We start from the raw sequence: 21392 nt of genomic DNA, 5'->3' as shown, positions 1-21392 counted from the left end.
CAGGTATTAAAATAAAGTTGTTTCCAACATCACCCCGGCAACTGAAAATTTTGCCTTCGAAACAAACGGTAATGTTTTCTATTGAGCGGCGTACTTGTAATTCTTGGATAAAGCTACACGCTCAGCCCGCTATTTCGAATCGCAAACTGCGTAAAAATATCTTCAATTTGCGCAACGTTGTACGATTTAAACATAACATAATATTAACTTATCATTTATTACATATTTCCTCATTTACAGTCACTTCTTTACAGAAAAACGACTAAAACAGCCCTCACTTTCCGCCCGGTTTTCCGTCAGCCCGGGTAACGATTTCATAACATTTGCGACGAATGCCGCCAGGCGTGATAGCCCGCGCCCGACGATCGAAAGTATTACCAGAAAAGAGCTCAGAATTCGAATCCGTTTTATCCTAAATCCAGTATCACCTTTGCTCATGGATCAAAGCCGCATCAATCAGATCTTGGAGAATATCTCCGCCGTTCAGGTCGCCGTGTATGGCGACTTTTGTCTCGACTCGTACTGGGTCATGGACGACCGCACCTCCGAAGTGTCCATCGAAACCGGTTTGCAGGCTCAGGCCGTTGCCCGGCATTACTATACGCCGGGAGGCGCTGGCAACGTGGTGGCCAACCTGGCCGCACTGAAACCGGCGGGCATCCGGGTGATAGGCGTGGTAGGCGACGATATGCAGGGACGCGAACTGACGGCGCAACTCCAACAGCTCGGCGCGGACACCAGTGCATTCATTATTCAGAAAGACAATTTCAACACATATAGTTACCTCAAACGCCTCGTCGATGGCCAGGAAGAGCCGCGCATTGATTTTGGTGTATATAATGAAAGAAGCACCGACACGGACAGGCAACTGGTTGCCGCGCTTGAAAAAGCATTGCAGGAATGCGACGCGTTGATTTTCAACCAGCAGGTCACGGGCAGCATTACCAACACATCGTTTATCGGTGAAGTGAACGAGCTTTTCCGCCAATACCCTGAAAAAACCGTAATGCTGGATTCGCGCCATTTCAACGACAGCTTCCGGAATACTTGCCTCAAATGCAATGATCGTGAAATCGCTTCGCTGAACGGACTGGACGTGGTGCCTGGGGAAAACGTGCCGGTGCGCGATGTGAAAGGCTACGGGGCCGAAGTTTTCGGGCGTTACCACAAGCCCGTTTTCGTGACCTGCGGCGAGCGGGGCATTATTGCTTTTGATGAAGAAGGTTGCCACGAGGTCCCCGGCATTCAGCTGAAAGGAAAACTCGACACCGTGGGAGCAGGCGACACGGCGATCAGCGCCATTACATTATGCCTCGCCGCCGGATTATCGCCGGCAGAGGCCGCACAATTCGGCAACTTTGCCGCTGCGGTAACGGTTCAGAAACTTTTCACGACAGGCACGGCTACCGGCGAGGAAATCGCCGTGATAGCCAAGGACCCGGATTACATTTACAATGCCGACCTCGCCGAAAACGAGTGGTCCGGCACCCGGCGTGTGGCGACTTATTATCCTGAAACCGAGTTCGAAATCTGCGTCCCCGAAATCCTCGACAAGCTCGGGCATATCCGCTACGCCGTTTTCGACCACGACGGTACGATCAGTTCGCTGCGGCAGGGTTGGGAGGAGATTATGGAGCCCGTGATGATGAAATCCATCCTCGGTCAACATTACGAAACCATCGACGCCGGAACCTTCCACAAAGTACAGGCGGAATGCAAGGCATTTATCCACAAAACCACCGGCATCCAAACCATTTACCAGATGGAAGGCCTCGTGAACCTCGTCCGCGAGTTCGGTTTTGTGCCCGAAGACCAGATCCTCGACAAATTCCAGTACAAGGAAATTTACAACGACGGCCTGATGGAAATGGTGAACAAGCGCATGGAAAAGCTCGCCAAAGGAGAACTCGGACAGGAAGATTACACATTAAAAGGCGCCGTTGAATTCCTGAAACAGCTCAAAGAGCGCGGCGTGACGATGTACCTCGCAAGTGGTACCGACGTGGACGACGTAAGGAACGAAGCACAAATGCTGGGCTATGCCGACTTGTTCGACGGCGGCATTTACGGTGCATTGCGCGATTACACCAAGTTTTCGAAAAAAATGGTGATCGAAAAGATCATCCGGGATAATAACCTGCAAGGCAAAGAGCTGGCGGTGTTCGGCGACGGCCCCGACGAAATCCGCGAAGGACGGCGTGCAGGCGGCATTTCGGTAGGCATTACGAGCAACGAAGTGCAGCGATTCGGGCATAACCCAGCCAAGCGCCCACGACTCGTGCGGGCCGGTGCGCAGCTGCTGATCCCCGATTTTTCACAACACAAGAAGCTGATCAGCCTGCTGTTTCAGGAAAGCGAAAACTACGCGGAAGCCTGATGCGCCCGACTGAAAAACAACTGATTGCCGGGCTGCTTTGCGCCTTGCTGCCGTTGCTCTACTCGTGCCGGAGTGAAAAGACCGTCGATGACGGCGCTTCCTTTTACCAGGATGAGCCATTCACACAGGAATTTCACGAAGCGCATGCGATGGAAGGCAACGACGTTCGGGCTGTTCTGCCCGATCGCGACGGCAACGTATGGGCAGCCACGGCAAAGGGTGTTTTTCGAAAAATGAGGGGTTACAATAATTGGGTACCTGTATTGGATGGCGATGAGAATGGCCCGTCGTTTGCACTCGCCCAGGATTCCATCGGCACCATTTGGCTCGGGATGTGGAATGGGCTGTACCAATACAAAAACGGTACTATTTCAAAAGCAAATGGCCCTGCTGGCCCCATTTCAGCTATTTGCGCAAAAGCCGGCACGGTCTGCGCACTCGGCCCGAATGGCTTTTGGACAAGTAATTCCAATGGTTTTACATTACAAAAAGCGGCCATTGCCAGATCAGTACGCGATGTGATCAGCGACGGGAAGGACGGACTTTGGATAGCTTCCGATGTGGGACTTTACCATTGGACGCCTACGCATTTGGAACACACCTATAAAACCGACGCATTGATTGCCGCTTATACCAAAGGCTTGGCATACAACCACGACGGTAAGCTCTGGGTCGGTGGTTTGGGCGGGGTTACCATTCAACATAATGCTCGAAAAGAAGCCGAATTGCGGACTACCGACGGTATTCCTTCGACTTACGTGACAGCCGTGCGTCTCGCACCCGATAGCTCGATGTGGGTAGGCACGCAAAACGGCGTGGTGCGTTTTTGGAAAGACGGGCGCCGCTCGCTGCTGTTTTCCAGAAGGTGGCTCGTAGACGACCAGGTGAACGACATTGCATTTGATAATGAGGACAATGCATGGATAGCCACGCCGCAAGGTGTAAGTGCCATCAAAAAACGGAGGATGACGCTGGCATCGAAAAGTACATTCTTTTATGATGTATTAATGAAAAGGCACATCCGCGCACCGTGGATCGCCGGGCAGGCACATCTGCATGTCGCCGGAGACACTACCACCTGGGAACCGGAGGATGATGATAACGACGGCGAATATACGGGCAACTACCTCGCGATGGAGAGTTTCCGCTATGCAGCCACCAAGGATCCGGTAGCCAGGGAGCATGCTAAAAAAGCATTCGGCTTCCTGAAAATGTTGCAGGAAGTGACCGGCACGAACGGTTTCTTCGCCCGCACGATCATTCCCGCCACGTGGACGCGCATGCACGACGGCAACCGCACCTACACGGAGCGCGAGCGAGCGGACGAGCTGGTGAAGGAGCCGCGTTTCAAACCCGTGGAGACGCGGTGGCATTTGTCGGCCGATAAAAAGTGGCTTTGGAAAGGCGATACGAGCAGCGATGAAATGTGCGGGCACATGTTTGGCTACTACTATTATTATACACTCGCGGCCGACGCCGAAGAGAAAAAGGTGATTGCCGCACATGTGGGCCGCATTGTGGATTATTTAATGCAGCATAACCTAAATTTTGCAGACGTCGACGGCACGGCTACCCGGTGGTCGGTGTGGTCGCCCGACCAGCTGAACCGCGACCCCGAATGGCTGCCCGACCGCAACCAGAACTCCATGGAAATGCTCGCATTCCTGAAATTGGCGCATTTCATGACCGGCCAGGCCAAATACCAGAACGAATACCTGCGGCTGATCGAAGAGGAGCATTACCTCGACAATATGAAAGAGGTGACGAAGCAAAATCCAGCCTGGTTCATCTATTTCGACGTGGTATTGCAAGCCTACCTCTACCCGATCCTCATCCATTGCGAAAATGACCCGGAGCGGTTGAAGTTTTACAGAAACCACCTTGAAGCGTGGTTTCAGAAGCGCAAGGGCGACCATAACCCGCTCATCAACTTTATCTACAATGAATGCCTCGGCAAAAAGGCGGAGTTGGAAAACTCGGTGGATTTCCTCGTCGACACACCGCTGGATCTCGTAGACTGGCCGATCGATCATCGGAAACGGGAAGACATTCAAGTGGTACGCACCCCGGTGCTGGAAGACGAACAAGTTCATGAACTGCAACCGGCCAGCATACGGCTGACCGTTCGTTGGGATAAAAACCCTTGGACGCTCTCCGGCGGCGATCCGCACGTGGAGCGCGAGCCGGTTTTCTGGCTTTTGCCCTACTGGATGGGCCGGTATCTTGGAATGATCTCGAAATAGACCAAACATTCGATATGAAAACCTATCTTTTGTTCATCAACCTGCTATTACTGATCATGCAAGAAACATCAGCACAACAGACCTACGCCGAAAAACTCGGCTGGCCGAAAGGCGCGAAGGTCATCATATTCCACGTGGACGACGCGGGAATGTCGCATTACTCGAATGAAGGCGCTAAAAAATCGATACAGAACGGCATCGCGACCTCGTGCAGCATCATGATGCCCTGCCCCTGGGCCGCGAGTTTTGCCAAATATGCCCTGGCTAATCCGGGTATGGACGCGGGCCTGCACCTGACGCTCACCTCCGAATGGAAAGACTACCGCTGGCCGCCGTTGAACGGCATTGCGCATTCGGAAGGACTGGTGGACGACGAAGGCTGCATGTGGCACACCGTGGAAGATGTAATCCGGCACGCGAGCCCGGATGTGGTGGAACAGGAAATCCGCGCGCAGCTGAGCCGGGCATTGAAACTCGGGCTGAAACCAACGCATATGGATTCGCACATGGGAACGCTTTTCGCGCATATTCCCTATCTGGAACGGTACATTAAAGTAGGGGCGGAATACGGCATTCCGGTCATGTTTCCCGGCGGAAATAACCAGCTTTTGAAGGAATGCCTGAACAATCCTTTGATCAAAAAGCTGAAAGCCGAAGGTAAATGGAAGGAAGGCATGGAACTGCCTGAACCCGAGATCACCAAACGCTCGGGCGAGTTTGGACAAAAAATCTGGGCGGCCGGCTTGCCTGTACTCGACGACCTCCACACGATCAGCGGCGACTGGAAACCGGAAGGCGACGACGTGACGCCCGCGGAATGGGGCAAGTACAAAGCACAGAAATTCATCGAAACGATCCGCAAAATGCAGCCCGGTGTGGCCATGATGATCGTTCATAGCAGCGACGTCACCGACGATTTCAAACACATCAGCGCGTCAGGAGGCTCGCGGTATGCGGATATGCTCTCCATGCTCGACCCGGAGCTGAAAAGCTTCATCCGGTCGGAAGGCATTATCCTGACCACCTGGAAAGAGCTAATGGAAAGAAGGAAAAAAGTTAATTAACCAATCAATACAATGCGAAAGTCCCTTTTGTTATCCCTCCTATTGCTGACAGGCGCCAAGTACACTCATGCGCAGGTGCAGCCGGTTTATAAGGACAAGCCCTTTTTGCAGGATTTCAGCGTCAAATATTACGCCGATACAACCCAGAGCTCGCTCCGGAATGTTGCTTCCGACCGCAATGGCATTGTTCAAATGCTTTCCTCGGAGGGCTTGCGGCACACGTCTGCCGGCCAATTCCTATACCCGGGCAAAGTCGTACCCGACCGGAATTACCGGTATATGAAAGACAAAAAGATCAGCGCACTTATCAATTACGAAGATCAGCTGGTGTACCTGACCGACCAGGTGGTATTCAGCAATGCCTGGGCCGGGACGCTTTTTTCAAAACATAACCTCCCGAAAGCGAGCCTTGTGGCAGGCGGAAAAAACTTCACATTCCTGGTTTCGGACGGCGCATCGTTGGAGTTGATCAAAGATTCGAAAAGCCTCTGGAACGGCAAGCTGCCGGACGATTCGGTGATTGGATTAGCATTCCAAAAGAATGCAAACCAGTTCTGGATTTTGGGGAACAAATCCGTCTATAAACTGGGTGTTGAGGACAAAAAGCTGAGCAAAGTGCTCACTGGCTCCGATTTTACAGCCTTTGACATTACTTCCAAAGACACCAAAATCGTCATCGGTACGCTGGACGGTTATCTTACTTTGGATATTCCAACCGGAAAACAAACCGGCAGCATCAACCACAAACTGCCTGCTACCAAAATCACGACGGTGAAAGAAGTGAATGGAAAAGTATGGTTCGGCTCCGATCTTGGTGCATTTGCATCGCGTACGGACGGCAAGTTCGACTATTACTTCGGCGAGCGCTGGCTGCCCGGTAATGCGGTGATTGATATTGAAAAAGGTCCAAAAAACTCGGTTTTGGTACTCACTTCGAAAGGGCTGGGACAAATCCAGTTCAAACCGATGACGCTGGAAGACAAGGCGAAGGTTTTTGACCAGCAGGTGCGGCTGCGCCACATCCGAAACGGATTTAATGCACAACTCACCGGCCTCAGCCACGGCGATTTATCGACCGGCTTTACCGAAGACTCCGACAACGACGGTCTTTGGACCGCCATGTATCTCGGCGGTCAGATTTTCAGATATGCCGCCACCAAAGATCCCGACGCATTGCAAAACTGCCGCGAATCGATGGATGCCATGGAGCGCCTTTACACCGTGAACCCGGTTGCAGGATTTCCGGCGCGTTCCTTTGAGCGTTCGGGGCATATTAATGAGCTGCATGACATCGAACGCTGGCAACATTCCCCTGAAAAGGAATGGGATTGGAAAGCCACCACCAGCAGCGACGAGGTGATCGGCCATATCTTCGCATTCGGCGCGGCCGCTGAGCTCGTCGACGACCCTAAAATCAAGAAGCAGGCCATTATGCTCATCGATACCGTCATGTCGCACATTGTTAAAAACAACATGTACCTGATAGACTACGATGGCAAACCTACGATGTGGGGCAAATGGCATCCCGACTATGTGAACTCGTTTCCCATTAACGTCGGCGACCGCAAACTCAACTCTTCGAACATCGTGGCGATGCTGCAAACCGCCTATCATTTCACCAAAAAGGAGAAATACAAGGCAAAAGCATTTGAACTGATGAACAAGCACGGCTATTTCGAGAACATGATGCGCCCTATGAGCGTGATCGGCCGCGCGCCGGCAGACGCCGACGAGCACGCGAAGCACATGTCCGACGGCTGGAACCACTCTGACGATGAAATGTACTTCCTTGGCTACTGGGGGCTTTACCGCTACGCATTAAACGACACCCTGAAAACGAAGTACAAAAAGCAGATCATCGACCATTGGCAAGCCGAAAGACCGGAAAAAGAAGGCGCCTGGAACATTTTCACAGCCCTTACCGGCACGAAGGAGTTTGACCTGAATGAAGCCGTCTGGTACTTGCAGGAACATCCGATGGACCTGATCGACTGGGTGATCAAAAACAGCCACCGAAAGGACATCGAAAAGCTTGAACCGAACTTCCGCAAACAGACTATCAAAGAAGTGCTGCCGCCCGACGAGCGGCCTGTTCAACGCCACAACGGCAATATGTTCAATCTCGACCGGAATGGGGGCAATGGTTCGGGTGAGCATAGCGCCGGCGATATCTGGCTCCTGCCCTATTGGATGGGCCGCTACCTCGGCATTATCACGGCTCCTCAAAAGTAGATTTGCCTATGAAACTTGTTTCAATCCCGGTTTTAACATTTTTAACATTTCTTTGTATGCTACGCACACAAACATCACATTGCCAAAAACAGATCACGCATGACTTAACCTACCACCACGATCTCGACAACAACGATAATTTTTCGCCAGACGGCAAATGGCTTGTATACGACACAAGGACAGACGACGGAGGTATCGCAGAATCGGCGCGGATAGAACGCGTAAATATTGAAACAGGAGAGAAACAAGTACTTTTTGATATTCCAAACAATGCAATTTGGGGTCCCGGAGCGGGAGCAGTGAGTTACCATCCAAAAGAAAATGCTGTGATATTTATTCATGGCCTCGCCAACTGTACTAAGGAAAATCCCTACCAACAATGGCGGCGCACAGGAGTGGCGGTTATTGACTCTGAACCAAATGTCCCTATTTATATAGATGCGCGTGACGTAATTCCACCGTACACCCAAGGTGCGCTACGTGGGGGCACACATAGGCACGAATGGAGTGGCGACGGCCAATGGATCGGATTTACCTACAATGATGCCGTCTTAAAAAAATTAGAAGATTCTACTGGACAAAAACGCAATCTAAGAACAATCGGAGTTTCAAGAAATATTGGTGCTACTATTAATGTCAACAAAAATCAAGAAAGCGTTGCGGGAGAATGGTTTAGTGCAATTATTGTACGAGTTGTACCAAATCCGGTCGCAGGTAGCGACGAAATCAGTCACGCAGCAAACGATAGCTGGGTCGGTTTATATGGTTATTGGAATAAGGAAGAAGGACAACCAAAGATAGCACGGGGATTCTTGGGAACGGTAAGAAATAAATTAGGCCAAGATGTCCCGGAAGTATATATAGTAGACATTCCCGATGATATTAGTATGCCCGGCCCGCTAGGACCATTGGAGGGGACCGCTACTGACTTCCCAATGCCTCCAAAGGGCACCGTTCAGCGTCGGCTTACATTTACTGCCGAAACAAAATATCCAGGTTGTGCAGGCATTGTTCGCTCTTCGCCGGATGGTAGCCAGCTTGCCTTCTTAGCCAAAGATGCCAAAGGTGTCAGTCAAATATTCACCATTTCGCCCCTCGGAGGCAAGCCGCGGCAAGTGACCGAATGCACCTCCGACGTTACCGGCAATCTCCGCTGGCATCCGGACGGGAAGCATGTCAGTTATGTTTATGAAGGTAGCATTGTACTTTGCGAGGTTGGCGACGGACCTTTTCGGGAAAGAATTCAGGTACTAACCGAGCCTTCGGAATTTGCTACCAGCAACCTGGTATGGTCACCGGACGGGAAAGTGCTGGCGTTCAACCGGCTGGTTAAAAATGATACGGGTAAAGCGATGCAGCAGGTGTTTATATTAAAATTGGAAGGAAACTAAGACGAAGTGGTATCCTAAAAAACAATCTTTTTATAAATAGCACTCACCGGCAGTTCAGCATTGAAATACGGCAGTTTGATCACATCCTCCATTTTATCATAAAACTCAAAACACAAGTGGTCTCCATCACGGGTGTACATTTCGATGCCACATTTGGCTTGTTCGATCATCAGGTAATAGATGAGCGATGGCTCGTGGGAATATTCACGAAGCTTATCAATGCGATCGGTTTTGGCTGTACTTTCAGATAATACTTCCACTATCAGGATCGGGAAAGTAGTGTATTTAATGGCATCGCCCTTTTCCTCACAGACCATAAAATCCGGGATACGGACCACTCTTCCGTCCTCGACTTTCAATTTCACGGAATTTTGGTAAAGCTCGTAAGGGCGTCCCTCCAAAATCCCTCGCAGGTGGAAGTGGACATTGCTAGCAATACGATTGGAAGTAGTTGTTTCTCCTGGCATCTCTATGATTTCCCCGTTGACGAATTCGAACCGGCCTTCGTGCGTTTCACAAAAGGCGAAGTATTCTTCCAGCGAATAGAGTTTTTCAGCCACAGCTTCCATGTTCTGCTTTGTTTAAAGTTAATGATATAGGAATCAAATTGGCAAACGTTGAATGCGAGTGCAATTTAGAAATCCCCCACTCGAATCGACGACCTTCTGATAATCAGTTCCGAGCGTAGGATAATCGCTTCTGAATTATCTGGTGATTTGGTTCCAGTTAGTTGGCCGATCATTGTGGTCATGGCGGTTTTGCCCATTTGATAGCCGGGGTAATAAACCGTGGTGAGCTGGGGCGATACCACTTGTGAAACCGGGTCGTTGTTGAAACCGACGATGGCAATATCGGCAGCAACGAGATGGCCCATCTCCTTCAAGGCTTGCATACAAACAGCCGCGCAGAGGTCGTTGGCGATGAACAGGCCGTCGGGCTTTTCCTGCATCTGGTCGATTTGCGCCGCCACCATCCGGCCGGCTTCCTGGCTGAGGTCGGTTTGTAAAATTAACTGATTATCTAACGGCAGGTTTTGTCCAGCTAACGCGCGTTTGAAGCCTTCCAGCCGGTGCGCGTACACATTTCTTCGCGTGTCACCGGTGACGTGCATGATCCTCCGGCAGCCCTGATCCAGCAAATGGCTGGTTGCGTCGTAGCCGGCCTGCTCGTTGTCGATGACCACCGTGCCGCATTGCGGGTGGTCCATTACCCGGTCGAAAAACAATACCGGGATGTTCCGACTGATGAATGTGGAAAAGTGTTCGAAAGATTCTGTGTCGTAAGCCACGGACACGAGCAAACCGTCCACCCGGCTGTTAAACATCGTTCTGGCATTCGCCTGCTCCTTTATTTCCGATTCTAACGACTGGCTTATCAACAGGTTATACCCAAAATTATTCGCAACTTCTTCCATTCCTGCGAGCACCGTGGACATAAAATTACTGTTCAGCCGCGGCACAATCACGCCAAAAGTGTTGGTTTTGCGGGTCCGCAAATGGCTCGCGAACGTATTGGACCGATAACCCAGCTCGGCGGCCTTCTCCGCAATGAGCGACTTGGTTTTAGCGTTAATTGCCGGATGGTCGTTCAATGCCCTGCTCACGGTCGCAGGAGAAATCGCGAGTATTTTTGCGAGGTCGTAAATGGTAATTTCCTTTTCCATCATCCTTTTGCTGTAAGGGATCACAGGGACGTTTTCCGTCTGTTGAATATGCTTTGAATTTAACGCCGTTTTTCAACAGACATCTCTGTGGCCAAAATTTACGGCAATTTAATGCAATCGGTTGCAATACAAGTTTATATTTATATTTTTATAAAATTTAATTGAGTTATGATTCAAACCATGCGCTGGTTCGGCCCGAATGATCCGGTTTCGCTGATGGATATCCGGCAGGCGGGATGCAGTGGCGTCGTTACGGCGCTCCATCAGGTGCCCGTGGGCGACGTTTGGACACCAGAAGCCATTCAGGAAAGAATCGCGTTGGTAGAAGCGGGTAATGACCGGCATACGGCATTGAAATGGCTCGTCGTGGAAAGCCTGCCTGTGCATGAGCACATAAAAAAAGGCCTGTTTTCCCGCGAGCAATACATTGCAAATTACCAGGAATCGCTGCGGAACCTGGCGGCGGCGGGTATCCGGACGATTTGCTACAACTTTATGCCGGTCCTCGACTGGTCGCGCACGGATTTGACCTACACCTATCCCGAAGGCCACAAAACGCTGCGGTTCGTGTGGGAGGACTTTGCGCTGTTCGACCTTTACATTCTGCAACGCCCCGGCGCGGAGGAGGATTACGACGAACAAGTGCGCGAATCCGCTCGCCAGAAGCTGCAACGCATGTCGCCCGCCGAAATCCAGCTTCTCACAAACACCGTCTTGCTGGGCCTCCCCGGCTCTGAAGAAGCTTTTGAACTCGCTAATTTCCAGGAACTTCTGAATGCATATAGTGAGATCAGCGACAAAGAACTGAGAGAAAACCTCTACTATTTCGTACAACAAGTGGCGCCGGTGGCGCAGGAAGTGGGCATTAACCTCTGTATTCATCCCGACGACCCGCCCCGACCATTGCTGGGCCTGCCCCGGGTAGTGAGTACCGAGGCTGATTTCGCGCAGCTGATGAGTGCTTGTGACGTCCGCGCAAACGGCATCACTTTCTGTACCGGATCACTGGGCGTAAGGGCGGATAATGACTTGCCTGGGATAATCCGGCGGTTTGGAGATCGCATTCATTTCGTACACCTGCGGACCACCCGGCGAGAAGCCGAGGACCAGCGTAATTTCCACGAGGCGCCGCATTTGGACGGCGATGTGGACATGTACGAGGTGGTTAAGGCCCTCCATCAGGAGGAATTGCGCCGCAAATCCGGCGATTATCCCGATGCTTTGCTACCCATGCGCCCCGATCACGGCTTCCAGATGCTCGATGATCTGCACAAAAAGACGTATCCGGGCTATTCCATGATCGGCCGGCTCAAAGCGCTCGCCGAGCTGCGCGGGCTGGAAATGAGCATTGCACGTTCGGTAACCGAGTTTTAGTTGAATTTTTGATTTTAAAATACATGTCTGTTAGTAACCAGCACCATTCAGAAACCGGCTTGAATGCCTTCTCGCTCCAAGGCAAAATCGCCCTCGTAACCGGCGGCGGGAGCGGCATCGGCTTTTACATTGCACAATGCCTAGCGCAAGCGGGCGCCAGGCTCGTCATCACCGGCCGCCGTGAGGATGTTTTAAAAGAAGCATTGCCCCGACTTGGCCCCGACGCGCATTACTTTGTAAATGACGTGACGGACCTGAAATCCATCCCGGCACTGATCGAGGCGATCGAAAAGGAGGTCGGGGAGATTGATATTCTGGTCAACAATGCGGGTATCAATATGAAAAAGCACGCCGTGGAAGTTACCGACGAGGACTTCGACCGCATTGTGCAAACCAACCTGCACGCTGTTTTTTCGATCACCCGCGAATGCGGCAAGCGCATGGTGGAACGCAGGCGCGGCACTATCCTGATGATCACGTCAATGGCTGCATTATACGGTATCGACCGCGTAGTGGCCTACACCGCATCCAAATCGGCTGTGGGCGGGATGGTGAAGGCATTAACGACCGAGTTCTCGCCTTATAATGTCCGCGTAAACGCCATTGCGCCGGGTTTTATCGAAACACCGATGATGCTCACCGCCATGAACGGCGACCCGTCGCGCCGCGATAAAGCGATGGACCGCACGCCGATGGGAACCTGGGGCAAGCCAGACGATATCGGCTGGGCGGCCGTGTTCCTCAGCTCGGAAGCCGCGAAGTTCATTACGGGTGTTACCCTGCCGGTGGACGGAGGAAATTCCATCGGATTTTAGCAGACCAAACCTGAATCACAAACCATTTTTTCTTAACCAATACCCATGAGAAAATACATTCAATTAAGAAAAACCCTGCTCTGCCTGCTCTTCGTCGGGCTGGGGTGGCCGGTGAGCACACACGCGCAAAAAATTAAATGGAACAAGGTCAGGATCCTCGTTTACACGAAAAACGGAAAGGGTTACGTGCATGACAACATCGCCAATTCCAAAACGGCGATCCTGGCTTTGGGAAAACAAAATGGCTTTGCCGTAGACACTACTTCCGACCCTTCGAAGTTTACGGACGAGAACCTGAAACAATACGACTGCCTCGTTTTTTCCAATACTAACAACGATGTGTTCGATACCGATGCGCAGCGGGTTGCGCTGATGCGGTATATTCAGGCAGGCGGCAACTTTGTGGGGCTGCATTCGGCGTCCGGCACGGAGCGTAAGTGGCGCTGGTTCAAAGACTTGCTGGGAGGCACATTCTTCTGGCACGAGCCCGGACAGAGTTTTTCCGTAAAAATCCTTGACCCGAAAAACCCTTCACTGGCGCATTTGGGCAAGACTTGGCCGCGGCAGACCGATGAATTTTACTTTATTAAAGAACTGGGCGTTAATCTGAATGTGCTGGCGGTTAACGACCACTCGACCATCCAAAAACCGGCCGGCAAAGCGCTGGATACTTTTGGAGACGTGTTTCCGTCGGTTTGGTGGCATGAGTACGACGGCGGACGGTCGTTCTACACCTCGCTCGGCCATCAGAAAGAAGACTATGAAAAAGAGGATCTGCGCCAGCACATTCTCGGAGCCATCGAATGGGCCATCGGGCCGCAGAAACCGCGGAATTACAGCAAAGCTTATGCAACCTCTCCGCAGGATGCCGTGCGAAACACGATTCCTGCGCTTTCAAAATAATCACGAACATATCAGTCATCAAATCCTAAATCTGCATACAAAATGAGAGATCACAAGGAACAAAATCAGGACAGAAGGTCATTTTTGAAAGCTACGGCGAAAGGGACGGCAGGCATTATCGCGGCTTCGATGTTCCCGGCCATCGTTCCGGCATCCGTTTTTGGCAAAAATGCCCCTAGCAACAGAATTAACATCGGCCAGATCGGCTTCGGCCGCATCGGCTCCACGCACGACTTGCCGGAAGTGATCAAAAATGAAGCTGCACACGTGATCGCCGTGGCTGATCTGGACAAAAACCGGTTGGCAAAAGGTAAGGAATGGATCGAGCGAAAATATGCCGAACGCACGGGGAAAGAGAAATATCTTGAGGTCAAAACTTACGACGATTACCATGAAATATTAGGCCGCAAGGATATCGACGCGGTCATCATCAGCACGCCCGACCACTGGCACGCGCAGCCTGCCATGGAAGCCGCGGTGGCCGGCAAGCACATTTACATGCAAAAACCGACCTCCCTCACGATCCGCGAAGGCCGCCAGATGGCCGATATGATCAAAAAGAAAGGGGTGATATTCCAATTAGGCAGCCAGCAGCGCTCGGTGAATCCGTGGCCGCAGTTCAAACGGACTTGCGAGCTGGTGCGGAACGGCCGGATCGGCAAGCTGAAAAAAGTGTATGTGGGCCTTCCGGGTGATCCTGCGGGTGGAAATACAGCACAAATGCCCGTACCGTCCAACCTGAACTACGATATGTGGCTCGGCTCGACGCCCGAGGTTTACTACACGCTCGACCGCGTGCATTCGCAAACGGACATCAACGACCGTCCGGGCTGGCTGCGTCTCGAACAATTCGGGGCGGGGATGATCACCGGCTGGGGCTCCCACCACATCGACATTGCGCATTGGGGCATGGATACCGAGCTTACTGGCCCTATCGAGATCGAAGGCAAAGCCACATTCCCCGCAAAAGGTTCTGGACTTTGGGACGTGCATGGCGATTTCCTCGTAAATGCATTATATGAAAATGGAGTACAGATGGAGATCGGCGGTACCAACCCGAATGGCGTCAAGTTCGAAGGAACCGACGGCTGGATATTCGTTTCACGCGGCAATGTGGGCGTAACTGCCTCCGACCCGGTTGCTGCCCAAAGCGCAAAAGAAAACAAGGCATTCTACGCCAGCGACCCGAAAATCCTCGGCTCTGTAATCGGCGAAAAAGAAATCCACCTTTACGAAAGTCCCGAACAGCACCAGAACTGGATCGAAAGCATCCAAAGCGGCAAGCAGACGATCAGCCACGCCGAAATCGCGCACCGCTCCTGCACCGCCTGCCTCCTCGCCCACACGGCCATGAAACTGGGCCGCAAAGTGAAATGGGACCCGAAAAAGGAGCAGTTCATTAATGACAAAGAAGCGACAGCAATGCTCTCACGGCCGCAACGCGGGAAGTATGGGACTAATAATGTGAAGGGTTGATCCTTTGAAATATCCTGATCTGGCATCGACCGGTCAGGATTTTTTATAACTTATAAGTTTCCAAATTTAGAAACACACATTATCTTTTCTATTAAAAAACCCTGGAAGATTCCGCCTGCGGAAATTCAGCGTGCCTTAAAAATCGGAGATTCTTACTTTGATAAAAGCAAATAGATATATGAAAAAGGAGGCAATGAAAGTCTACACGCTAGATGAGCTGATTGACGAACATGTAGGTGAAATAGGCACCCCGCGACGTGACACTTTTGAGCATCGGCTCAAAAGTGGACCTGCTCGGGCGCGCTATCCGGACCGTTCGGAAAGAACGTAATCTTACACAAGAGCAACTTGGAGAGCTGGTCGGAGTGCAAAAAGCACAGATATCTAAACTCGAAAACGGCAACAACAGTGCGACGATCGACACGATACTGAAAGTTTTCAGTGCATTAAAAGCAGAAATACAGTTCAATATCACCGTTGATCAACAAACGTTGACCATTCGATAACGACCAATCCTGACACATCGGAGGATCTTTAGTAATTCCCCTTATACTCCCTAGGCGTGTGCCCGATATACTTTTTAAAATTCCGGTTAAAGTTCGATAACGAGTCAAAACCGCTGTCGTAGGCGATTTGGGCGATGGTCCATTTGTCTTCGAGGAGAAGCTTGCAGGCGTGGCCGATGCGGATTTCGTTGACGAAATCGATGAAGGTTTTGTTCGAGCGGGCTTTGAAATAGCGGCAGAATGCGGCTTCGGTCATGCCGGCAAGGGAGGCGACGTCGCTGAGGCGTATTTCCTGGAAAAAGTGTTGTAGCACGTAGTTATGCACCTTTTGCATCCGCTCGGTTTCAGAAACCTTGAAGTTGTTCACATAGCCATAGCTCGAAATGAATTCACCCGAGTTGTCGTGGGCGAGTTTGTCGAGGAGTGTCAGCAGTTGGAGAATGCCTTTGAAGCCTTCGACGCTGGTGAGCGAGATCAGTTGTTCGCGGATGTGCTCCGAGAGCTCGCCTTTATAGCAGATGCCCCGCTTGGAATCGGCGAGCAGCTGGCGCAGCCCGAGCATTTCGGGCTTTTCGAGAAAGTCTTTCCCTAAAAAATCTTCCTGAAAATAAAGCACGATGCCGTGGGTCATCAGCGACGAGCCCGCTTCGAAATAGGCGGGATCGCTGCGCCACAGGTGGGGCACATCGGGCCCAAGGAACACCGTATCACCCGGACCGAACGTTTGGATGGAATCGCCAATTAACCGTTTGCCAGTTCCCTCTAGAACGGTAAATAATTGGTAATGCGGGTGAAAATGCCAATTGGGATCGAAATGGGGCTCTTTCAGCTCGTGGACCGTTACCGTACGGACCTGGCTCTCGATGTTTTTATGGATGGGTGCTTTCATATTCTGTCAGGATTTTACCCAAAATATTAGCAATATTACGATATTACTATCAAAATATGATCATTACAAGCATTTATTCCCGAAAATAGATTGAGCCAACGGCAAAAGAATATGGCTTTGGAACCGTTATAAATTATACCAACGGTGTCCGAAAGGCTGGCACATTTTTTGTAAATTTATTGAGCCGCTTAACTTTTTTGCAACCTTTTTCGCGAGTACGATGTCAATCATAGGTAGTTCTGAAATTTATTTACGTGTATGAAAGGCCTTCTCATTCCGACAGCATACGTGCTGTTTTTTTCACTGTTGATTGGTTGTGGAAAAACTACCACAATCAGCAGTAACATGGAGTTGACCGGCAAATGGCAATTGGACAGCATTGTGCAGGAGGATGTAATCATCAAAAAACCAGCCACCACAAAAGGCGTGATGGACATAGGCCTCAACTTTAAAGAAAAAGGCGAGCTGGAAGGGACTACTTCCACCAATATCCTCACAGGATTTTACGAAACCGCTCAGCAGAATACGATCCAGCTCGGCGGTGGCGGCACCGAACGCGCAGAAACATCCTGGGGCAACCTGTTTGTGAATGCGTTGCCGAATGTAAACCTGTACGATTTGAAAGCGAACAAGCTGATCCTGTATTACGACAATGGCAACCAGCTCATTTTCAGCCGGGTGCAGTAAATAGCATTTACGATAAACTTCTAAAATGGCAGCTCCCTCGCGGGGGTTGCCATTTCTTATTTTATGCTATGAGTCGATTTTACCCGGATATTCGTGCAAGCTGGCGCCAACTTATCAATATCAGCTAAGTAATCGTCAAAACGTGTATATTGAACAGTACTTTTTTACTTTAAGATTGTATACTGAAAAGACACGGGCGCCTGACTCCCGACTTATCCATTCGCCAGCGAGATAAATTCGATTTTTGATGAAGTACAGTATGAACCTCCTTTTGTGGGGAAACCAGATTGACGAAAGCCTATTTCCTACCCTCGAACTCATTAAAGAGATCGGTTTTGACGGCGTCGAGGTGCCGATTTTCAATACAAATCCTGAGCACTGGTTCAAGTTCCGGCAGAAACTCGACAGCCTGGGCCTGGCCTGCGAGAGCGACACGATCTGCGGACCGTCGGAGCACCTCATTAGCCCCGACCCTGCCATGCGCCGCCACACGATCGACCATTTGAAAAGTGCATTGGACTGCTCGCTCGTGCTCGGCGCTAGCCGGCTAATGGGCCCTTACCACTCCGCGTTGGGCGTTTTTACCGGAAAGCCGGCCACGGAAGAAGAATGGCAATGGGGCATTGAAGGCATCCGCGAAGTGGCCGATTACGCCGAATCGCTCGACATTACCCTCGGCCTCGAATACCTCAACCGCTTCGAACTGTACCTCACCAGCTGCGGCGACGAGATCATCCGATTCGTAGATGAAGTGAACCATCCGAATGTGAAAATCATGTTCGACACGTTCCACGCAAACATCGAAGAGAAAAATATCGGCGACACTATGCGCAAGGCTGGCGACCGCATTTCGTTCATCCAGCTGTCGGAAAACGACCGTTCCACGCCCGGAAAAGGCAATGTGGATTGGGAAGGCGTGTTCCAGTCGATCCGCGACATCAAATACGACGGCTGGATCAGCATCGAGGCATTCAGCCCGAAACTGCCGGTAGCGAACATCTGGCGCAAAATGTTCGACTCGGAAGAACAGCTCATGCGTGATGGATTAGCATTCATCAAATCCAACTTGGGATAATTCATTCCCGCCGTTTGTTCATTCATCTCTATTGCCAGCTAAATGTAACTTTAAGAGACATTTAGCTGGCAATAAAAGTTTTAGGAGAAAAAATTGAATAATTAGAACGAATTAAAAAATGAGCAAATAATATCAAAACTCATTTATTTGGGATTGGTCTAAATAAGACTACTTTTGCCACCGTTTTGGCACTAGCTTTCTTATTTAACCCCTACATCATGAGGATTATTTATCTACTCATCCTTTCACTTTTCTGCTCGCTCGCGTATGCGCAAACGGGCCAGATCAAAGGCAATATTAAAAATGCCGCGGACCAGCCCGTGGAGGCTATCAACCTGATCCTCAAAGGAACCGGCAAAGGGACATTGACCGACGCCGAGGGAAATTTCGAATTTAATGCATTGGCGCCAGGCCATTATCAGCTCGTGGGAACGGGCCTGGGCATCCGGCGTATCGACCGTAACGTTCACGTGAAGGCCGACGAAACCGTGAACCTGGAAATCGTTTCCGAAGAGAATGTACAGGAATTGCAAACCGTCGAGATCATTGGTAACGGCGGGACAAGCTATAAAAATGACCTTTCGTTCATTGCGAGCAAAACCGCGACGCCGATCAAGGATGTGCCGCAGGCTATATCTTACATTACTAAGGAAGTAATGCGCGACCAGGGCGTATTTTTGATGGGCGACGCAGTGAAAAACATGAGCGGTGTGAACCAGTTTACTTTTTATGACGATTTAACGATCCGCGGATTCCGTATGAACGGCGGCAGCACTACCCAGCTCGTGAATGGCCTGCGCACTTTCTCAGGTTTCTGGAAACAACCACCGGTAAATTACCTCGAACGCGTGGAAGTGATCAAAGGGGCCGCATCGGCATTGTATGGCAACACATCGCCAGGCGGGACGATTAACCGCGTTACCAAAAAACCGCTCGCAACGCCCCGGAAATCGTTGAGTTTCACGACCGGGAGCTTCAATACGCTGCGTACGCTGGCCGATTTTACCGGTCCGATGAACGAGAGCAAAACCCTGCTTTACCGCCTGAATTTGGGCTATGTGAATGCGCAGAACTTCCGGAATATGCAGTTTGATAAAAATATCATCGTTGCGCCGTCGGTATCGTTCCTGCCTACGAATAAAACCCGCATCAATTTCGACCTGGTTTTCAACCGCTCCAACAGCCGTCTCGACCGTGGCCAGTCGGTAAAAGGAAATGACCTTTATTCCAGCTCTATCCGCACTTCGCTCAATGCGGTGAATGATTATCTCAATGAAGAAACCTACCTGATCACGACTTCATTGAACCACCAGTTTACCGAAAACACGTCCTTCAACGTCGCCTACCTGCGCACCGGCTACTCCGAAGACCTGCTCGAACACCGCAGCAGCAACGTGAATGCCGTGGATTCTGCCGGAAAGCCGATCGAGAACCTGGTGGCGCGGCAGGTATTTGTGCGCAAGACGAAGTCGTTCATGGACAACGTGTCGCTGTTTTTTAACCACAATTTCAACACCGGCATTGTGGAGCACAAAATGGTGGCGGGCTATGACTTCATCCAATCGTCGACACCGAAAGGCTCCGGCCAGCAAACTGCAAATGGTTACCTGCTCAAAGCGGGCGGCGCGGCGGCTTACAATGCCAAAACGCCCGAGAAATACGTGTTTTACAACTATGTAGAAAACGGTGTGACTTACAGCATTCCGAAGCCGAACATCTCGCACTACGATATCACGCTGCAAAACAACAACATGGAAGATCCTTCCAAGTACATTTACAACGTGACGGCCAACTCGGCAACCACGCCGGTGCTGTACAAACTGCACGGCTTGTATTTGCAAGAACAATTGAAAATCAAGAAGTTGCAAATCCTGCTCGGCTTGCGCTATGATACTTACATTGATAAGAAAGGCTACACCACCAACAACGAGCAGAATATCACGCAGCATGCGTTGCTGCCGCGCATCGGGGCGGTGTACTCGCTTACGAACAATATCAATGTGTACGGAACTTATACCAAAGGCTACAACCCGCAAGACCCGATCGTGCAAAGCAATCCGTTGTCGGGAGGGCCGTTTGACCCGATCCGCAGCAGCTTGTCGGAAGCCGGTTTGAAAACAGAATGGCTAGACGGCCGCCTGACCGCAAACGTGTCGGTTTACAAAATTACGCAAACGAACACATTGTACTCTGCCAATGCCGCCGACCGTCCAGACCTGATGATCCAGGTAGGTAAAGAAGCTGCGAAAGGTGTGGAATTGGATGTTACCGGGAACATCTTGCCCAACTGGAACGTGATCGCGACTTACAGCTACAACGACGCCAAGATCACCGACGCCGGCTCCCGCGCCGCCGACCAGGTGCTCGTAAACTTGCAGAAACCGAATGCCCCGAAAAACCAGGGAAGCATTTGGACTAAATACACATTCGTGAGTAACTTCCTGAATGGCTTCGGTGTAGGCCTCGGCGGGAACTTCGTTACGGAGCGTAACCTATCGCTGAACAACACGCAAACGCTGCCGGCGTACACCTTGCTGAACGGCGCCGTTTATTACAAAATCGACAAATTCCAGTTCCAGGTAAACCTCAATAACCTCGGCAACAAAACGTATTGGGTAGGCGGTTACGATTACCTGCGCCTCTTCCCCGGCGCGCCGCGGAACTTCATGGCGACTATTTCTTACACCTTTTAAATGC

The 21392-nt window shown here is 50.9% G+C and carries 16 protein-coding genes; 13 read left to right on the top strand and 3 right to left on the bottom strand.

From position 1 onward, the window contains the following. The first annotated feature begins 436 nt into the window (after window positions 1-436). Genes DFER_RS21495 through DFER_RS21475 form a run of 5 tightly spaced genes read left to right on the top strand, consistent with a single transcriptional unit; the run spans window position 437 to window position 9307 of the window. The gene (locus DFER_RS21495; RefSeq protein ID WP_015813758.1) at window positions 437-2377 is read left to right on the top strand and encodes a PfkB family carbohydrate kinase; all 1941 of its coding nucleotides are present in this window, start codon (window positions 437-439) and stop codon (window positions 2375-2377) included. Then, complete coding sequence (locus DFER_RS21490) at window positions 2377-4620, top strand: ligand-binding sensor domain-containing protein (protein ID WP_015813757.1); 2244 nt, start codon at window positions 2377-2379, stop codon at window positions 4618-4620. Before DFER_RS21495 ends, DFER_RS21490 begins: the two co-directional genes overlap by 1 nt. A gap of 14 nt (window positions 4621-4634) precedes the next feature. After that, window positions 4635-5684, top strand: a complete 1050-nt coding sequence (locus DFER_RS21485; RefSeq protein WP_015813756.1) for a polysaccharide deacetylase family protein — start codon at window positions 4635-4637, stop codon at window positions 5682-5684. Window positions 5685-5696: 12 nt separating this feature from the next. After that, entirely contained in the window at window positions 5697-7916 is a 2220-nt protein-coding gene (locus tag DFER_RS21480) for a ligand-binding sensor domain-containing protein (RefSeq protein WP_015813755.1), read from the top strand. An 8-nt stretch (window positions 7917-7924) separates the two neighbouring features. Then, a complete protein-coding gene (locus tag DFER_RS21475; protein WP_015813754.1) occupies window positions 7925-9307 on the top strand; it encodes a DUF3748 domain-containing protein in 1383 nt (460 codons plus the stop codon). Window positions 9308-9321: 14 nt separating this feature from the next. Here the strand turns inward: DFER_RS21475 and DFER_RS21470 are convergent, their stop codons facing one another. Continuing rightward, a complete protein-coding gene (locus tag DFER_RS21470; protein WP_015813753.1) occupies window positions 9322-9876 on the bottom strand; it encodes a Uma2 family endonuclease in 555 nt (184 codons plus the stop codon). A 65-nt stretch (window positions 9877-9941) separates the two neighbouring features. Then, window positions 9942-10970: a LacI family DNA-binding transcriptional regulator gene (locus DFER_RS21465; RefSeq protein ID WP_041736579.1), complete on the bottom strand. Its 1029-nt coding sequence runs from the start codon at window positions 10968-10970 to the stop codon at window positions 9942-9944. A gap of 168 nt (window positions 10971-11138) precedes the next feature. On the opposite strand from DFER_RS21465, the gene uxuA reads away from it, so the two are divergent. The 5 genes from uxuA to DFER_RS21440 all read left to right on the top strand — a co-directional run bounded on the left by uxuA (window position 11139) and on the right by DFER_RS21440 (window position 16044). After that, complete coding sequence (gene uxuA / locus DFER_RS21460) at window positions 11139-12344, top strand: mannonate dehydratase (RefSeq protein WP_015813751.1); 1206 nt, start codon at window positions 11139-11141, stop codon at window positions 12342-12344. 23 nt (window positions 12345-12367) lie between these two features. Then, entirely contained in the window at window positions 12368-13159 is a 792-nt protein-coding gene (locus DFER_RS21455; RefSeq protein ID WP_050774712.1) for an SDR family NAD(P)-dependent oxidoreductase, read from the top strand. A gap of 45 nt (window positions 13160-13204) precedes the next feature. Continuing rightward, complete coding sequence (locus DFER_RS21450) at window positions 13205-14062, top strand: ThuA domain-containing protein (RefSeq protein ID WP_015813749.1); 858 nt, start codon at window positions 13205-13207, stop codon at window positions 14060-14062. Between the two features lie 42 nt (window positions 14063-14104). Continuing rightward, entirely contained in the window at window positions 14105-15538 is a 1434-nt protein-coding gene (locus DFER_RS21445) for a Gfo/Idh/MocA family protein (protein WP_015813748.1), read from the top strand. Window positions 15539-15795: 257 nt separating this feature from the next. Continuing rightward, window positions 15796-16044 (top strand): helix-turn-helix domain-containing protein, encoded by a 249-nt coding sequence (locus tag DFER_RS21440; RefSeq protein WP_374754548.1) that lies wholly within the window; start codon window positions 15796-15798, stop codon window positions 16042-16044. Between the two features lie 28 nt (window positions 16045-16072). Here DFER_RS21440 and DFER_RS21435 read toward each other — a convergent pair whose 3' ends face one another. After that, the gene (locus tag DFER_RS21435; protein ID WP_015813746.1) at window positions 16073-16933 is read right to left on the bottom strand and encodes an AraC family transcriptional regulator; all 861 of its coding nucleotides are present in this window, start codon (window positions 16931-16933) and stop codon (window positions 16073-16075) included. A gap of 345 nt (window positions 16934-17278) precedes the next feature. Between DFER_RS21435 and DFER_RS21430 the strand changes: the two genes are divergently transcribed. The 3 genes from DFER_RS21430 to DFER_RS21420 all read left to right on the top strand — a co-directional run bounded on the left by DFER_RS21430 (window position 17279) and on the right by DFER_RS21420 (window position 21388). Beyond that, on the top strand, window positions 17279-17620 hold the full coding sequence (locus DFER_RS21430) for an META domain-containing protein (RefSeq protein ID WP_229206075.1): 342 nt from the start codon (window positions 17279-17281) through the stop codon (window positions 17618-17620). A 247-nt stretch (window positions 17621-17867) separates the two neighbouring features. Then, window positions 17868-18695 (top strand): sugar phosphate isomerase/epimerase family protein, encoded by an 828-nt coding sequence (locus DFER_RS21425; protein ID WP_015813744.1) that lies wholly within the window; start codon window positions 17868-17870, stop codon window positions 18693-18695. A gap of 218 nt (window positions 18696-18913) precedes the next feature. Beyond that, window positions 18914-21388, top strand: coding sequence for a TonB-dependent siderophore receptor (locus DFER_RS21420; protein ID WP_015813743.1), 2475 nt, complete (start codon window positions 18914-18916; stop codon window positions 21386-21388). Window positions 21389-21392: the final 4 nt, after the last annotated feature.

The sequence above is a fragment of the Dyadobacter fermentans DSM 18053 genome, assembly GCF_000023125.1.
Taxonomy (GTDB): Bacteria; Bacteroidota; Bacteroidia; order Cytophagales; family Spirosomataceae; genus Dyadobacter; species Dyadobacter fermentans.
Note: the sequence above shows the minus strand (reverse complement) of the source record. Positions and strands in the feature narration are given on the sequence as shown.

Bases quoted from the DNA above. Each gene is read 5' to 3' on its own strand.
- DFER_RS21495 (WP_015813758.1), top strand. From the start codon at position 437: ATGGATCAAAGCCGCATCAATCAGATCTTGGAGAATATCTCCGCCGTT.
- DFER_RS21445 (WP_015813748.1), top strand. From the start codon at position 14,105: ATGAGAGATCACAAGGAACAAAATCAGGACAGAAGGTCATTTTTGAAA.
- DFER_RS21430 (WP_229206075.1), top strand. From the start codon at position 17,279: ATGGAGTTGACCGGCAAATGGCAATTGGACAGCATTGTGCAGGAGGAT.
- DFER_RS21470 (WP_015813753.1), bottom strand. From the start codon at position 9,876: ATGGAAGCTGTGGCTGAAAAACTCTATTCGCTGGAAGAATACTTCGCC.
- DFER_RS21480 (WP_015813755.1), top strand. From the start codon at position 5,697: ATGCGAAAGTCCCTTTTGTTATCCCTCCTATTGCTGACAGGCGCCAAG.
- DFER_RS21485 (WP_015813756.1), top strand. From the start codon at position 4,635: ATGAAAACCTATCTTTTGTTCATCAACCTGCTATTACTGATCATGCAA.
- DFER_RS21435 (WP_015813746.1), bottom strand. From the start codon at position 16,933: ATGAAAGCACCCATCCATAAAAACATCGAGAGCCAGGTCCGTACGGTA.
- DFER_RS21455 (WP_050774712.1), top strand. From the start codon at position 12,368: ATGTCTGTTAGTAACCAGCACCATTCAGAAACCGGCTTGAATGCCTTC.
- DFER_RS21450 (WP_015813749.1), top strand. From the start codon at position 13,205: ATGAGAAAATACATTCAATTAAGAAAAACCCTGCTCTGCCTGCTCTTC.
- DFER_RS21420 (WP_015813743.1), top strand. From the start codon at position 18,914: ATGAGGATTATTTATCTACTCATCCTTTCACTTTTCTGCTCGCTCGCG.
- DFER_RS21490 (WP_015813757.1), top strand. From the start codon at position 2,377: ATGCGCCCGACTGAAAAACAACTGATTGCCGGGCTGCTTTGCGCCTTG.
- DFER_RS21425 (WP_015813744.1), top strand. From the start codon at position 17,868: ATGAAGTACAGTATGAACCTCCTTTTGTGGGGAAACCAGATTGACGAA.
- DFER_RS21465 (WP_041736579.1), bottom strand. From the start codon at position 10,970: ATGGAAAAGGAAATTACCATTTACGACCTCGCAAAAATACTCGCGATT.
- uxuA (WP_015813751.1), top strand. From the start codon at position 11,139: ATGATTCAAACCATGCGCTGGTTCGGCCCGAATGATCCGGTTTCGCTG.
- DFER_RS21475 (WP_015813754.1), top strand. From the start codon at position 7,925: ATGAAACTTGTTTCAATCCCGGTTTTAACATTTTTAACATTTCTTTGT.